Origin of the sequence: Sphingomonas sp. Root720, assembly GCF_001428605.1 — a bacterium.
Lineage (GTDB): Bacteria > Pseudomonadota > Alphaproteobacteria > Sphingomonadales > Sphingomonadaceae > Rhizorhabdus.
The window spans coordinates 429,098-443,388 of sequence record NZ_LMID01000001.1 but is presented as its reverse complement, the minus strand read 5'-3'; the positions used below and the strand labels follow the sequence as shown (position 1 = coordinate 443,388).

General features: G+C 66.3%; 15 protein-coding genes. 9 read left to right on the top strand and 6 right to left on the bottom strand.

Going from position 1 to position 14,291, the window contains the following annotated elements:
* The first annotated feature begins 96 nt into the window (after positions 1–96).
* From ASE22_RS02035 to ASE22_RS02010, 6 genes are all read left to right on the top strand, one after another.
* On the top strand, positions 97–1,209 hold the full coding sequence (locus tag ASE22_RS02035; protein WP_235536099.1) for an amidase: 1,113 nt from the start codon (positions 97–99) through the stop codon (positions 1,207–1,209).
* The gene (locus tag ASE22_RS02030) at positions 1,206–1,745 is read left to right on the top strand and encodes a nuclear transport factor 2 family protein (RefSeq protein ID WP_056354246.1); all 540 of its coding nucleotides are present in this window, start codon (positions 1,206–1,208) and stop codon (positions 1,743–1,745) included. The genes ASE22_RS02035 and ASE22_RS02030 overlap by 4 nt, the downstream gene beginning before the upstream one ends.
* Positions 1,742–3,001 (top strand): aromatic ring-hydroxylating oxygenase subunit alpha, encoded by a 1,260-nt coding sequence (locus tag ASE22_RS02025; protein ID WP_056354244.1) that lies wholly within the window; start codon positions 1,742–1,744, stop codon positions 2,999–3,001. The genes ASE22_RS02030 and ASE22_RS02025 overlap by 4 nt, the downstream gene beginning before the upstream one ends.
* Entirely contained in the window at positions 2,998–3,513 is a 516-nt protein-coding gene (locus tag ASE22_RS02020; protein WP_056354241.1) for an aromatic-ring-hydroxylating dioxygenase subunit beta, read from the top strand. The genes ASE22_RS02025 and ASE22_RS02020 overlap by 4 nt, the downstream gene beginning before the upstream one ends.
* A gap of 20 nt (positions 3,514–3,533) precedes the next feature.
* Positions 3,534–4,331, top strand: a complete 798-nt coding sequence (locus ASE22_RS02015) for a 2-keto-4-pentenoate hydratase (RefSeq protein ID WP_056601320.1) — start codon at positions 3,534–3,536, stop codon at positions 4,329–4,331.
* Between the two features lie 113 nt (positions 4,332–4,444).
* Positions 4,445–5,689: an FkbM family methyltransferase gene (locus ASE22_RS02010; protein WP_156397466.1), complete on the top strand. Its 1,245-nt coding sequence runs from the start codon at positions 4,445–4,447 to the stop codon at positions 5,687–5,689.
* A 22-nt stretch (positions 5,690–5,711) separates the two neighbouring features.
* On the opposite strand, the gene ASE22_RS02005 is transcribed toward ASE22_RS02010, so the two are convergent.
* The 6 genes from ASE22_RS02005 to ASE22_RS01980 all read right to left on the bottom strand — a co-directional run bounded on the left by ASE22_RS02005 (position 5,712) and on the right by ASE22_RS01980 (position 10,349).
* Positions 5,712–6,188 carry a MarR family winged helix-turn-helix transcriptional regulator gene (locus tag ASE22_RS02005; protein ID WP_056354235.1) on the bottom strand — a complete coding sequence of 159 codons (477 nt, stop codon included), beginning with the start codon at positions 6,186–6,188 and terminating at the stop codon, positions 5,712–5,714.
* 80 nt (positions 6,189–6,268) lie between these two features.
* A complete protein-coding gene (locus ASE22_RS02000; protein WP_056354232.1) occupies positions 6,269–7,024 on the bottom strand; it encodes an SDR family NAD(P)-dependent oxidoreductase in 756 nt (251 codons plus the stop codon).
* A complete protein-coding gene (locus ASE22_RS01995; RefSeq protein ID WP_056354229.1) occupies positions 7,021–7,383 on the bottom strand; it encodes a hypothetical protein in 363 nt (120 codons plus the stop codon). Before ASE22_RS01995 ends, ASE22_RS02000 begins: the two co-directional genes overlap by 4 nt.
* Before the next feature lie 30 nt (positions 7,384–7,413).
* Positions 7,414–8,574, bottom strand: coding sequence for an acyl-CoA dehydrogenase family protein (locus tag ASE22_RS01990; RefSeq protein ID WP_056354226.1), 1,161 nt, complete (start codon positions 8,572–8,574; stop codon positions 7,414–7,416).
* A gap of 177 nt (positions 8,575–8,751) precedes the next feature.
* Entirely contained in the window at positions 8,752–9,012 is a 261-nt protein-coding gene (locus ASE22_RS01985) for a hypothetical protein (RefSeq protein WP_200933262.1), read from the bottom strand.
* Between the two features lie 365 nt (positions 9,013–9,377).
* Entirely contained in the window at positions 9,378–10,349 is a 972-nt protein-coding gene (locus tag ASE22_RS01980; protein ID WP_235537507.1) for an AraC family transcriptional regulator, read from the bottom strand.
* A 501-nt stretch (positions 10,350–10,850) separates the two neighbouring features.
* On the opposite strand from ASE22_RS01980, the gene ASE22_RS01975 reads away from it, so the two are divergent.
* From ASE22_RS01975 to ASE22_RS01965, 3 genes are read left to right on the top strand one after another with little or no spacing between them, the layout of a single operon-like run.
* A complete protein-coding gene (locus tag ASE22_RS01975) occupies positions 10,851–11,933 on the top strand; it encodes an NAD/NADP-dependent octopine/nopaline dehydrogenase family protein (RefSeq protein WP_056354218.1) in 1,083 nt (360 codons plus the stop codon).
* Complete coding sequence (locus ASE22_RS01970) at positions 11,923–12,921, top strand: 3-hydroxybutyryl-CoA dehydrogenase (RefSeq protein WP_056354215.1); 999 nt, start codon at positions 11,923–11,925, stop codon at positions 12,919–12,921. The genes ASE22_RS01975 and ASE22_RS01970 overlap by 11 nt, the downstream gene beginning before the upstream one ends.
* Positions 12,918–14,273, top strand: a complete 1,356-nt coding sequence (locus ASE22_RS01965; protein ID WP_056354214.1) for an FAD-binding oxidoreductase — start codon at positions 12,918–12,920, stop codon at positions 14,271–14,273. Before ASE22_RS01970 ends, ASE22_RS01965 begins: the two co-directional genes overlap by 4 nt.
* Positions 14,274–14,291 lie beyond the last annotated feature (18 nt).

Below are 14,291 nucleotides of genomic sequence, written 5' to 3'. Positions count from 1 at the left end.
CCTTCTGTATCCGGATGGAACGGCGGCGACAATCTAGTTGAATATTCAACTCTTCATGATATGAACAGGTTGAATATTCAATCTGAGGGATCTCGCGTGGCGTCGGACAACATCTTCGTCGAACGATTCGAGCTTGGCGGCACCGGTCCGACGGTTGCGGTCAAGGATTGCATCGACATCGCCGGCAAGCGCACCAGCGTCGGCAGCGAGGCCCTGGCCGACGCGCCGCCGGCGGCCGCGCACGCGGCGGTGGTCGCGGCGCTTCTCGCCGGCGGTGCGCGCATCGTCGGCAAGACCAATATGCACGAGTTCGCCTATGGCGTGACCGGCGTGAACCGCTGGCTCGGCACCCCGATCAATCCGGCCTATCCCGACCTGATCCCCGGCGGATCGTCGAGCGGCTCGGCGGCTGCGGTTGCGGCGGGGCTCGCCGACATCGCGATCGGCACCGATACCGGCGGTTCGATCCGCATGCCCGCCACCTGCTGCGGCGTGTTCGGCCTGAAGCCCAGCTTTGGCCGGGTCAGCCGCGAGGGATGCGTTCCTGCCGATTCGAGCCTCGACTGCGTGGGGCCCTTCGCACGTAACGTCGCGGGGCTCGAGACGGCGATGGCGCTGATCGACCCGACCTTCGTTCCGGCCGGCCGGCCGGCGTCGGTCAGGATCGGCTGGGTCGAAAGCTCGGCCGATCCGGAGATCGCGGCCACCGTGCTCGCCGAGATCCGGCGCAGCGGGGCGGAAGTCGTACCGGTCGACCTGCCCGGCCTCGACCAGGCGTTCGAGGCGGGTATCACCATCATGGCGGGGGAGGCCTGGTCGACCTTCGGCGACCTCGTCGAGGATCCGCGGCTCGGCGCCGACGTCCGCGCCCGGCTGCACGGCGCCAGCAAGGTCTCGGCCACGCAGCTCGCCGAGGCGGAGAAGATCCGCACGCGCTTCACGGCGGCAGTCGACCAGGCGCTGACCGGGGTGGACGCGCTCGCCCTTCCGACCCTGCCGGCGCTGCCGCCGGCGCTCGACGATCTCGGCGATGCCGCGCGGATGCTGCGCCTGACCGCGCTGATCCGGCCGTTCAACGTCACCGGCCATCCGGCTCTCACCATTCCCGTCGCGGGCCGGCCGATCGCTACTCAGCTCGTCGGCCGGCGCAACGACGACGAGACGCTGTGCGCGGTCGCCGCACGCCTTTGCGAGGGGATCGCGGCGTGACCCTCGAAAGCGAGATCGCCATCCTCCGCGCCGAACTCGCCGGCCTGCGCGCCGAGCGCGAAGTGCGCGCCGTCGTGATGCGCTATTTCCGGCTGTGCGATACGCTGGGGCCCGAAACCTCGATGGAGGATGTCGGCCTGTGCTTCACCCGCGACGCGCTGTGGGAAGGGCGGGGGCGCTACCGCGAGGCGTTCGGCCGGCACGAGGGCCGCGCCGCGATCACCGCGATGCTCGGCAGCTATGCGGCGCCGGTCGCCCATTTCGCGATGAACGCGCATTTCCTCTCGACCGAGACGATCACCCTCGACGGGGCCGATACCGCGACCGGCCGATGGTCGATGCTGCAGACCTCGACCTATCGTGACGGCCGTTCCGACCTGCGCTCCGCCGCGCTGACGATCCGGTGCGCGGTCGAAGACGGAGTCTGGCGCATAGCCCATTTCGTCACCGAGAATCTCTTCGCCCGCGACGTCGACCACTGGTCCGATGCCGCCCCTATCTCCGTACCCGACAGCTCGTCAAAGGAGCCCTCATGAGCAGCAGCACAGATTTTGCCACGCTGGTGCGGGACGATCGCGTCCTGACGCCGATGTACACCGATGCGGCCATCTTCGAGGAGGAGATGGACCGGATCTTCAAGAACACCTGGGTCTGGGTCGCGCATGCCAGCGACGTGCCGACCGGCAATACCTTCAAGACGTCCTATGTCGGGCGCGAGCGGGTTATCGTGACCCGCGACAAGCAGGGCCAGATCCACACCTTGCTCAACCGCTGTCGTCACCGCGCCGCCACGGTGTGCGAGAAGCGCAAGGGCAAGGCCAGCGTCTTCGTCTGCCCTTATCATGGCTGGAGCTATGACGTGGACGGCAAGCTGCGCAAGGTGCCGCATATCGCCGGCTATGGCGAGGGGCTCGACACCGACGAGCTCGGCCTCGTGTCGCTGCGCACCGAGGAATATAACGGCATGATCTTCGCGACCTATCGCGACGATATCGAGCCGCTGGTCGATTTCCTCGGCCCGGCGAAGAAATGGATCGACCTGTTCATGAAGCAGGGCGGCGGCTACGGCGTGAAGACGCTGGGCGAGCATCGCTTCCGCTTCCCGGGCAACTGGAAGATCCAGCTCGAGAACACCACCGACGCCTATCATTTCCCGATCGTCCACAAGACCTTCCTCGACTCGCTCGACGCCGAGGCGGAGAATGTGTTCGACGTGCTGGGGCAGGGCGGCTGGGTCGAGGACCTGGGCAATGGCCACAGCGTCATGGTGATGATCCCCGATCTGATCGACCTCGAGGACAATCTCGACGCGCCGATCCCGCAACGCTTCGAGGAATTGGCGGCCGAACTGGCTGCCGAAGGCATGCCCGACGATCAGGTGCGCCGCGTCGTGCGTGCCGTCGGCGGTTCGGGTTTCAACCTGAACATGTTCCCGAACATCGCCTGCTCGATGGCTTTCTTCCGCGTGCTGCGCCCGGTTTCGGTGGACGAGACCGAGATCACCCATGTCGCGATCGGCATGGACGGCGGTCCGGTCCCGGCCAACCGCATGCGCCTTCGCCTGCACGAGCATTTCCAGGGGCCGATGGGCTTCGGCACACCGGACGACGCCGAAGGCTGGGAACGCGTCCAGCGCGGCGCCAATGCCGGCGAGGATTTGTGGATCATGGTCAATCGCGGCGTCGACGCCCCCGCGGGCGTCGCTGCGCCGGGGCATAATGCCGGCGACGTCAGCGCCGAGACCGGCATGCGTGCCGCCTATCAGATGTGGAAGAGGATGATGACCGCGTGAGCACGCTCGCCGAAACCCGAACCGAAACGCCCGCATCCGCCGCGCCGTCGCTGCAGGACGCGATCCAGTTCATCTGGGCCGAGGCCGACATGCTCGATCGGCTCGACTACAGGGCCTGGCTGCCGCTGTGGACCGAGGGCGGCCGCTATGTGATACCGACCGAACGCGACATCGCCGACTATGACGACCGCCTCAACATCGTGAACGACGATGCCGAGATGCGCCAGGCGCGCGTCAAGCGCCTGCTGTCGGGCTTTTCGATGTCGTCGGCGCCCCCGGCGCGCACCGTGCGCACCGTCTCGCGCTTCGTGCCGGTCGCGGTCGAGGACGGTGCGATCACGCTGCGCGCCGCGATGATCCTGGTCGAATATAAATATGAGCGGATGCGCACCCTGGCGGCCGACGTCGACTACCGCATCGTGGCGACCGGCGACGGCCTGCGGCTCGACCGCAAGATCGTCACGCTGGTCAATTGCGACGATTACCAGCATGGTATCGGCTATCTTCTGTAGGCAGGTATAAGGTGATGTTCATGAGCGTCGAAGAACAGGCGGCGACGTTCGTCGAGGCGCGTAGCGCGGCGGTCGGTTTCCCCGATTATCCGGGCGCGCTGCCGGTCGATCTCGATCAGGCCTATGCGGTCCTGCAGGCGGAGATCGGCCTGTGGCCCGATCGGATCGCCGGCTGGAAGGTCGGGCGGATCGCGCCGCCGCTCGTCGAAACATTGGGTGAAGACCGTTTCGCGGGCCCCATCTTCGCGACCAGCATCCAGCAGGCCGGCGGGGACAATGATTTCCCCGCCATCGCCAACGGCTTCTCCGCTTTCGAGGCGGAGTTGGTCATCGTGGCCGCCGCCGATGCGCCGGCCGACAAGAGCCGGTGGACCGTCGAGGAAGCAGCGTCCCTGGCAGGGGCGATGCACATTGCGGTCGAGGTCGCGGGTGGCCCCTTTGCGGCAGCAAACGATCTCGGCCCGCTGACCACCATCGCCAGCTTCGGCGGCAATAACGGGCTGATCCTGGGGCCCGAGGTGGCCGACTGGCGATCGCGGTCGTTCGACGACATCCGTTGCACCACCACGATCGACGGGACCGTGGCAGGGCAAGCCGCGGCCAGCGCGATCCCCGGTACGCCGCTTGCCGCGCTCGCCTTCGTGCTCGGCCGCGCCGCGCGGATGGGATTTCCGATCCGCAAGGGCGACCTGATCTCGACCGGTGCCATCACCGGGGTTCACGTCGTCGGGATCGGCCAGCGCTGCGAGGCCGATTTCGGCGAGTCGGGCGTGATTTCGTGCAAGGTCGTGAAGGCGAGGCCCGCCGCCGTACGTTGACGGCCGCGCGCGCCGACGCCTATTTCGCGAATGTCCGGAAGATCGCGGCGTCCGCTGCTTGGCCGGGGTCTTCGGCCGCGCTAGTAAGCCGGCAATCGACGATCGAAGGATAGGTGAAGCTCTTGGTCCATCATCACGGCGCTGACGATCTGGCCCTCGGCCGTCCCGCCGAGCAGAGTTCGGCCTGTCAGTGGTCCGCTGCGGGCTCGACCCGGGCGGACGCCGCGTTCGTCGTCGAAGGCATTATCGACCGGCCCGATCGGGAATATGCCAATCACACCGCCGAAGAGCTGTTCCCGTGGTGGCAGGTCGATCTGGGCGATGCCTATCGGATCGATACGGTTCGCCTGTTCAACCGGCGGACCTGTGCCGAGCGGCTCGCCCGTTTCAGCATCCTGGCCTCGGTCGACCAGTCTAACTGGATGACGATCTACAGGCATGACGGGACTTCGATCCTGGGGGCGGGCGACGACGGCGCGACGATCGCGATCGATCGCCCAAACCTGTCTCGCTACGTCCGCGTCCGGATGGACGGCTTCGGTCACCTGCACCTGCGGGCCGTCCAGATATTCGGGCATCGTCCCGATCGGAGCGACAGCGAAGCGTTCGCCGCGTTCGCCGCCAGCCACTCCGCCGAGCGCGATGCCGCGGTCGCCGGCCGCACGGGGAGAATGCTCAACATCGGCGCGCTCAAGGTGTTCGCCGACGAAGAGCGATACAGCCCGCCCATCATCAGGTCGCTCGAAGACGGCGGATATGAGGCGCCGGAGCGGAGCATTCTCTACACGGCACTACGCCCCCAAGATCGCGTGCTTGAGATCGGAACGGCGGTCGGCGTCCTCTCGATGACCGCGGCGTCGATCGTCGGGGCGGAGAATGTCGTCACCTACGAGGCAAACCCTTATATCCTCGAGGACGCTCGCCGGAACTTCGGCGTCAACGGCTTGGGCGAAATCCGGTCCTTCAACGCCGTTTTGCAGGCACGGGCAAAGATGGCGGGCGTTCCGCCGACGATGCCGTTCGCCGTGTCACGGGACTTCTGGGCGTCCAGGCTCGGCGCCACGATCGACGATCCGGATATCGTCGACGTCGTCGACATCCCGACCGCCAGCCTCGAGGATGCGATCGAAGCGCATCGCGCCAATTTCCTCGTGTGCGACATCGAGGGGGGCGAAGCCGATCTCCTGCTGCAGGCCGACCTGCGTTCGATCGACACGATCGTCATCGAAACCCATTACTGGGCCGCCGGCAAGCGGGCGATCTCCGACCTGGTCCGCAAATTCACGATCGATGGCTTCGATATCGATCTCGATCTGAGCGCGCATCATGTCAGCTGTTTCCGCAGGGGGCTGTGCTAGACCCGAATGCGGCTTCGGCTTCTTACCAATCGCTGAGATTGCCGAAGATCTGCTCCATCAGCCGGTTGAGCCGCAACTTGTCGTCGCCCCCGATATCGCGGAACGCCTGGACATAAAGCTTGTTGGCGATGCTCCAGGCATTCTGCTTGGCCTCCAGTCCGCGCTTGGTCAGCGATACCTCGGTCACCCGCCCGTCCGATGCCCGCGCCTCGCAGGTGACGAGGCCGTCGGCCTGCATGCGCTGGACGATCTTGGTCATCGTCGGCAGCTTTACGATGGCGAGTTCGGCGATTTCGCTGACGCTGGTCGCCCTGTCCTGCTGCAGGCACATCAGAACGCGCCAGCGCGACACGTCCAGCTCGACCCGCTTCAGCGCCGTTTCCAGCCGCTGGAGATAGCGGCCGACCGCCTGGGTCATCCAGAAGAACGGCCAGTTGTGCGGGTCGAATCCGGACGCGTCGTCGTCGGGCGAGCTGTCGCGCTCGGCATTGTCCATCATGATGTCGTTCTCTCTCCCCCGTCTGGATGGCGTGCAATGGCGGCATCCGCCTAGCCCGAGTGTCGCACGCCGTCACGCCATCAACGCATATAGAGGCCGCCATTGATGTCCCAGGTCGCACCGCTCACGAAACCGGCGTCGCGGGCGCACAGGCGCGCGGCGATATCGGCGACGAAGTCCGGGCTGCCGAGCTGGCGGACCGGGATATTCTCCAGGAAGCGCGGCATGTTCTCCTCGGAGATGGTGCGGTGGACCATCGGCGAGTCGATGGGCCCCGGCGCGATGGCGTTGGCGGTGACGCCATAGGCGGCCAGGTCGCGCGCGAAGACCTTGGTCAGGGTGATGATCGCGCCCTTGGACGCCGCATAATGCGCGCCCGTCGCGGTGCCGCCATTCTGCCCCGCCAGCGAGGCGAGGTTGACGATGCGGCCATAGCCCTGCGCCTTGAACAGGCGACCGAAGACCTGCGATCCGACGAAGGTACCGCGCACGTTGATCGCCATCACCGCGTCGAATTCGTCGGGAGTGATGTCGAGCACCGGCTTGGCGGCGGTGGCGGCGGCATTGTTGACCAGTCCCTCGACCGAGCCCCAGCGTGCGACCAGCGCGTCGCGGGCGGCTTCGAACGAGGCCTGCTCGCGTACGTCCAGCGCGATGCCGACGGCGGTAGCGCCGGTCGGATCGATCTCGGCCGCCAGCGCCGTGGCGGCATCGGCATCGAGATCGCCGATGCCCACCCGGAAGCCGCGCTGCCGCATGCCGCGGGAGATCGCCGCGCCCAGGCCGCCCGCGCCGCCGGTGACGAGGACGACGTCGCCGCCGATGCCGTCGGTCATGCCGGGATCACCAGCTCGCGGCCGAGGCGCGCTTCGACGCGCATATATTTCCACAGCCGATATTCGCCGACCTCGATGGTGCGGAACAGGTTGCACGCCGCGACGGCGGTCTCGCGATCGGGAATCTCGGCGAGGATATAGAAGGTCCAGGGCCAGCCGGTGGGCGAGGTGCCGACCATCGTCTGGTCGTCGTCGATGGTGCCGAGGATCTCGACGCCGGGCAGGTCGCGGATGCCCTTGAGCATCTCGCCCGTCGCCGCCCACACCTTGCCGATGTCGCCGGCGGGAAGATCGAAGAAATTCTGCAGCACCGCGCCGCAGAAGAGGACGCGAAGACGCTGCTTCTCAGTATCGGCCATGGTTCATCCTTTCAGTTCAGGCTTTCCGGTTCAGGGAAATCCGGGGGGGGATTCGAGGCCCAGCAGCACCTTGCCGGCATTCTGCCAGGTCGTGTCCGCCAGGAAGGCATGTTGCGGGATGATCTGCGCATCCTGCATCAGGCGCGCGATCCAGTGATCGGCGAAGACGCCGGTCGTTCCGCCTATGCGGTAGATGTCCAGCGTGATGTCGGCCGCGACGCGTGCGGCGTTGGTCGATGCCAGGCGCAGGAGCGCGCGCGTCTCGACGGACAGGTCGTCGCCCGCGACCAGGGTCGCATAGGCTTCCTCGGTGATCTCGTAGAAGAACGCGCGTGCCGACCGCAACGCGGCCTCGGCCTTGGCGATGTCGGTCTGGACATAGGGCCGGTCCGCAAGGGTCGGCTGGCCGGTGATCGAGGTCCGCCCGCCAGCCAGGCCGATCATCTGGTCGAGCGCGGTGCGCGCGATGCCGAGACCGACCACCGCCAGCACCTGCGCCGCCAGCGGCATCGACGGATAGCGATAGAGCGGCGTGTCGAGGCTCGACTTGCCGCCGCGCACGAACGTCCACGCCTCGGGCACGACGACCTTGTCGATCGTCATGTCGTGGCTGCCGGTGCCCTTCATGCCGATGACGTCCCAGTTGGGAACGATCCGCACCTTTTCGGCCGGCATCACCGCGATCAGCGGCAGGCCCCCGGTGGGGCCGCCGCCCTCGACCTTGATGCCGACGCCGATCACGTCGGCACCGGTGCAGCCGCTGCCCCAGCTCCAGCGGCCCGAAACCTCGAGGCCGCCGGGAACCGGTATCGCCTTCTGCGGCGGGAAAATGCCGCCCGCGAAGACGACGTCCGGTCCGTTGGCGTACATCGCTTGCAGCGTCTCGACCGGTAGCGCCGAGAGGTAGACCGCCGAGAAGCCGAAGCTGGCGACCCAGCCGGCCGACCCGTCGGCCTTCGAGATCGTCTCGATCAGGCGGAGGAAATCGGCCGGCGACTTCTCGTCGCCGCCGAAGCGCTTGGCGACCATCGCGCGATAGACGCCCGCCGCTTTCATCATCTCGACGACGTCGGTGCTGATCTGCTGATTGCCGGTGAACTCGTCGCTGCGCGCGCGCACCGCCGACAGCAGTTGTTCCAGCGCGGCCGTCCGATCGGTCTGTTCGGGCTTCACTTGCTCCATCGCGTCCATGCCGAATGCTCCTGGCTGGTGGGACGGGGGCGGATGTGGTGCGTCGCGCCGACGATGTCGACGGCCGCGCAGCATCTTTCCCTCGCCGAAATCTCCTCCCGGCCGACGCTATATATATTACGTGAAAATGCAACTAACTTATGACGGGGCGGCTGATATTGCTTTGCTGCATCCTTGTCACTCAGCAGCATGAGCCCCGTTTTCCGCGAGTGCCGCAGCATAAGGCCGGAGTCCCAGCGCCAGAAGCGCGACCGCCGCGATCGAGGCGCCGGCGGTGACGAGGCCAAGCGAGCTTCCCACCGCGGCCGGTCCGCCGAACATGTGATCGTTGAGCAGGCCGACGAGCAGCGAGCCCAGCGTCAGGCCGATGAGCGAATTGCTGCACAGGAAGATCGCTGCGACCCGCGACCGCATGGCGGGTGGTGCGATGATCTGCATGACGGCGGTCGACGGCGGCATCGGGAAGGACGCGAAGAACAACGCGACGGCCAGTAGCGTCAGCCCGATGCCGACGGACGGCGCGATGAGAAGTTTGTGTCCCCTCCACCGACGAGTCTTTGACCGGATCCGGATTTTCGGTTCACAATTCATCTAATTTTTGTTGGGGGGCAATCTCACGGGAATGCGGTTTCGTCAGAAGTTGCCGAGATCGTGCGGCTCTGCAGAAATTGGGCAGGAAGCAATTCCCGGAGGAACCGAGTAAGCGATAGGGCGCAGTCTTCCGACCGTCTTGCAGCAGCCTCGGCATTATTTCTCGGAGGTACAATCGCGGCGCGATCACGCAGCCGGCGTCTAGGTGCCGATCAAAGCGGCGAGGTCGACCGGCGCAACGTTTCCGACGGATTGCAGCCATATTTGGCTGTGTAATAGCCGGCATATCTACCGAAGTTGACGATGCCCGCTTCGGTCATCGCCTCGGTCACGCTGATTCGGCCCTTCGCGTTGATCAGCTTGTGATGCAGCTTCTCGATGCGGAATTGACGGATATAGGCGGCCGGGGTGGTGTCGAGGAAATCGCGAAAGCCGTTGTGGAGGCTGCGAACGCTGACCCCGACTTCCGATGCGAGCAGTGCAGTGGACAGGGGGTCGCGAAAACGCTCCCGAATGACCGCCTTCGCCTTGTGCACGTGGCGCGGCGTCGCCGAGGACATGGTTTTACGCTGTGAATAATCGAGGCTGTGGACCTGGTGGCTGAACAGGAGTTCGCACATCAGGGTCGTGTAGCAGCGTTGCGTATTGAGGTTCTGCATCAGGTCGGGGGCAAGTTCGAACTGGCGCACGATATGACCGAGATAGTCCCGCCACAGGGCCGGTAGCGAACTGGTCGCCGGGGAAATCGGATCGAACTCGATGGGATGGCTGATCGCTATGCCATGCGCTTCCAGCACATAGCGACGGACGATCGCGGCCGGCAACCGAACCGTCAGATGTCGGGACGCCGATGTCAGGTGGATATGCGGGGTCGTGCCCGGGGAGCTGATATGCAGAGTGCCGGTGGTGGCCTGGGCCATCTCGCCGTCGTGGCGGAGCGTGCTACAACCGCTGATCAGGGCATGGATCAGATAGCAGTCGTTGAGATTAAGGGGTTCGATGTCGACGTCCGCGCCGTAATGAATGTCGGCGATCAAGGCGTCGCCGATCTCCACGAAGCGGAAGTCCGCGTTCATCGCGTCGCCGTTGACGGTCATCCTGTGCGGTGCAAGTCGTTCGGAGACGAAGGCCCGCGTCTGGGCGGCGGATTTCGATCGGAAATAGGTGATCGGGCGATGATTCATCGCCGACATGGACATCGACCGTCCGAATGGTGAACCCGTGTGAAAAACCGCGTAGCCCGTACCATCGTCATCCCTCCGCCAGCATGGCCGCAGACGATCCCTATACGAAGAGAGGATGAAGGATGCTTATGAAAATGCAACAGATTCTCCGTAGTTCCGGGATCATCCACGGCGGAAACGAAGCCGCTCCGAGATAATTCCTGCTGGTCTGTCACGGGCTTTTGCCGGGCTCCAGCCCAACGCGCTGCTGCCCAGCATGCCGGCCCTGGTGTGAGAAGCTATTGATATCCGGTATTTATTGGCGCCGATTGTCTATCGCGTTGTTCGGACCCGAAGCCGATGCCGGCTTCACTGTGGAGCGCAGCGGCACGACCGCCGCGGGCTTCATATCGAAACATTGATGCAGATTGCGGGTCGTCCATGCAGATTGCGGATAGTTGCGCCAAGGGCCGTGTCGCAAAAGGCTCGCCAATGACGATTTTTGTCTGGGAGAATTCCGGAATGCGTGTGGCGGTACTGGGCGGGGGGCATGGCTGCTATGCGGCGGCGGTCGAATTGAGCGAGCGGGGGCACGAGGTCTGGTTCTGGCGGCGTGGCGCGGAGGCGTTCGCGCCGGTGCTGGAGAAGCGCAGCATCCGGGTCCGGGACTCGAAAGGCGACCGCGACGTCGCGATCGCGCATCCCACGCTGTCGCTGGAAGAGGCGATCGGCGCGGCCGAGCTGATCGTGATCCCGCTGCCTGCCGATACCCATGAGGATCTGGCCGTCGCCTGCGCGCCGCATTGGAAGGATGGGCAGGTCGTGTTCCTGCCGCCGGGGACGCTGGGCTCGATCCTGTTCGCCCAGGCGACACGCGCCGCCGGCAACGCCGCCGACGTCAGCTTCGCCGAAACCGGCACCTTGCCCTATCTGGTCCGCAAGCACGGGCCGGCCGAGATCGTCGTCAGCGCCTATGCGACCCGGCTGCCGACCGGCGTGTTCCCGACCAGGAACGCCGAGCACGCCTTCGCCCTGCTCGAACAAGCCTATCCCTCGATCGAGCGGATCGAGGACGCGCTGTCGGGCGGGCTGATGAACGCCGGCCCGATCATCCATCCGCCGCTGATCCTGATGAATGCCGGACCGCTCGAATATTTTCCGGCCTGGGATATCCACAATGAGGGCACCCAGCCGTCGATCCGCGCGGTGACGACCGCGCTCGACGATGAACGTATCGCGCTGCGCGAGGCGCTGGGTTACGCCGCGCCGCATTTCCCACTCGCCGATCACTATACGCTCGACGGCGACGAGTGGATGTACGGCAACGCCGCGCATGAGAAGCTGACCGACAGCGGCGACTGGCGCGAGAAGATCGACCTCAAGACCCATCGCTACATGCGCGAGGATACCGCTCTCGGGCTCAGCATGCTGGTCTCGATCGGTCGGTGGCTGGGGACGCCGACCCCCGTTGCCGAAGGCCTGCTCGCCATGGCGTCGGCGATCACCGGGGAGGACCTCTACCGCGACGGTCGCACCCTCGAACGCTTGGGGCTGGCGGCCCTCGACCGGCAGGCGATGAAGGATTTCCTCCGCGATGGCATCTGAGATCCTGAAGGTCGGGGCGCTCGGAGCGGGGCGGATGGGACGGGGCATTGCCGTCGCCTTCGCCCTGGCCGGCCATGAGGTCGTCCTGATCGACGTGAAGCCGCGCGATGTCGACGGCGTCGCCCGGCTCGCGGCCGATGCGATGCGCGAGATATCGCAGGATCTCGCTTTCCTGGCGTCGGTCGGGGCGATGGACGAGGCGGCCGTCGCGGCCGCGCTCGGCCGCGTTACCTTCGCCGGCCGCGCGGCGGCGCCGGCGGCGATCGCGGCCTGCGACCTGCTGTTCGAAGGCGTGCCCGAGACCGTCGACGCCAAGCGCGAATGCTTCGCCTTCGTCGGCGAGCATGCCCGCGACGCCGCGATCATCGCCTCGACCACCTCGACGATCGACGCCGATACACTGTCGCCGCTCGTGAAGAGGCCCCAGCGATTCCTCAACGCGCACTGGCTCAATCCCGCCTATCTGATGCCGCTGGTCGAGGTCTCTCCATCGGCCGATACCGATCCCGAGGTGGTGAAGCGCCTGCGCGACATCCTCACGGCGATCGGCAAGGTTCCCGTCACCTGCAAGGCATCGCCCGGCTATATCGTTCCGCGTATCCAGGCGCTGGCGATGAACGAGGCAGCGCGCATGGCGGAGGAGGGGGTCGCATCGGCCGAGGATATCGACACCGCGATCCGGGTCGGCTTCGGTCTGCGCTTCGCGGTGCTGGGGCTGCTGGAATTCATCGACTGGGGTGGAGGCGACATTCTCCATCATGCCAGCGCCTTCCTGTCGGAGAAGATCGACGCCGGGCGCTTCGCGGCACCGGCGATCATCGGCGAGAACATGGCGCAGGCGCGGCGCGGGCTCCGCGATGGCGCGGGCTTCTACGATTATGATGGCGTCGACGTCGGTGCCTATCGCACGGGACGGCTGGCCGATTTCGTCGCCCTGCTGCGCCAGCGCGGACTGATGCCGACGTTCGCCGACGGCGCGGAGCAATGATCATCGACGGGCTCGCCGCGGTCGTCGGCGCCGAACATGTTTTCGGCCCTGACGCGGTCGAGCCGCGCTATCTGGAGGACGAGACCGGCGGCGAGGCAGGCCGCCCCGCCGGCATGGTGCGCCCGGCCGACGCCGGACAGGTCTCGGCGGTGCTCGCGCGGTGCCATGCCGTCGGCCAGCCGGTCGTCGTGCAGGGTGGGCGCACCGGCATGGCGCGCGGCGGCCTTCCCCGCGCCGGCGAACTGATCCTGTCGCTCGAACGGATGGCGGCGGTCGAGGCGATCGACGGCGACGCCGGGCTGATGACGGTTGGCGCGGGTTGCATCCTCGAAGTGGCCCAGAACGCGGCGGCGGAGGCCGGCTGGCGGCTCGCAGTCGACATCGGCGCGCGCGGAAGCTGCACGATCGGCGGCATGATCGCGACCAATGCGGGCGGGACCCAGGTGTTGCGCTATGGCATGATGCGCGACCAGGTGCTGGGGCTCGAGGCGATCCTCGCCGACGGCACGGTCATCTCGTCGCTCGGCAGCATGCTCAAGAACAATACCGGCTACGACCTCAAACAATTCTTCATCGGGTCGGAAGGAACGCTGGGCATCGTCACCCGCGCGGTACTGCGGCTGCGCCCGCCCGCGATCGGCCGCCAGACCGCGCTCTGCGCCGTCGCCGATTATCCGGCGGCGGTTCGGCTACTGGCGCGGTTGGAGCGGGCGATGCCGGGCCAGCTTTCGGCCTATGAACTGATGTGGAGCGACTTCTTCGACGCCGCCTGCGCGGTCACCGGGCAGGCCTATCCCTTCGCTGATACCCATGAACTGATCGTCCTCGCCGAAACCGAAAGCGCCGACCCCGACGCATTGACCGCGGCGCTCGAGGAGAGCTTCGGCGACGGCACCGTACATGACGCGCTGGTCGCCCAGTCGGATCGCGACCATCAGCGCTTCTGGCGCTTCCGCGATGCGATCGGCGAACTGGTCGGCGCCATGGCCGTCGTCGAGCCGTTCGACGTCAGCGCGCCGATCGGTGCGATCGGGGGCCTCGTCGCCGACCTGCGCGGACGGCTGCGCGTCGAAGCGCCCGGAAGCCGGCCGATCTGCTTCGGGCATATCGCCGACGGCAACCTTCATCTGGCGCTCGAACTGGCAAGCGAGGCGCAGCGGCCGATCGCGGAGGCGATCGTCTATGACGCGGTGCGCGCGGTCGGCGGATCGGTGTCGGCCGAACATGGCATCGGCACGCTCAAGCGCGCCTGGCTGGGCCACAGCCGCAGCCCGGCGGAAATGGCGATGATGCGGACGATCAGGGCAGCGCTGGATCCGAAGGGGATACTGAATCCCGACCGGATATTTTAGCTTATCCAAGATCCTCCC

Excerpts from the sequence above, each read along its gene's own strand:
- ASE22_RS02015 (WP_056601320.1), top strand. The coding sequence starts at position 3,534 with ATGAGCGTCGAAGAACAGGCGGCGACGTTCGTCGAGGCGCGTAGCGCG.
- ASE22_RS01985 (WP_200933262.1), bottom strand. The coding sequence starts at position 9,012 with ATGCAGATCATCGCACCACCCGCCATGCGGTCGCGGGTCGCAGCGATC.
- ASE22_RS01975 (WP_056354218.1), top strand. The coding sequence starts at position 10,851 with ATGCGTGTGGCGGTACTGGGCGGGGGGCATGGCTGCTATGCGGCGGCG.
- ASE22_RS01995 (WP_056354229.1), bottom strand. The coding sequence starts at position 7,383 with ATGGCCGATACTGAGAAGCAGCGTCTTCGCGTCCTCTTCTGCGGCGCG.
- ASE22_RS01980 (WP_235537507.1), bottom strand. The coding sequence starts at position 10,349 with ATGAATCATCGCCCGATCACCTATTTCCGATCGAAATCCGCCGCCCAG.
- ASE22_RS02000 (WP_056354232.1), bottom strand. The coding sequence starts at position 7,024 with ATGACCGACGGCATCGGCGGCGACGTCGTCCTCGTCACCGGCGGCGCG.
- ASE22_RS01990 (WP_056354226.1), bottom strand. The coding sequence starts at position 8,574 with ATGGACGCGATGGAGCAAGTGAAGCCCGAACAGACCGATCGGACGGCC.
- ASE22_RS02005 (WP_056354235.1), bottom strand. The coding sequence starts at position 6,188 with ATGATGGACAATGCCGAGCGCGACAGCTCGCCCGACGACGACGCGTCC.
- ASE22_RS01970 (WP_056354215.1), top strand. The coding sequence starts at position 11,923 with ATGGCATCTGAGATCCTGAAGGTCGGGGCGCTCGGAGCGGGGCGGATG.
- ASE22_RS02025 (WP_056354244.1), top strand. The coding sequence starts at position 1,742 with ATGAGCAGCAGCACAGATTTTGCCACGCTGGTGCGGGACGATCGCGTC.
- ASE22_RS01965 (WP_056354214.1), top strand. The coding sequence starts at position 12,918 with ATGATCATCGACGGGCTCGCCGCGGTCGTCGGCGCCGAACATGTTTTC.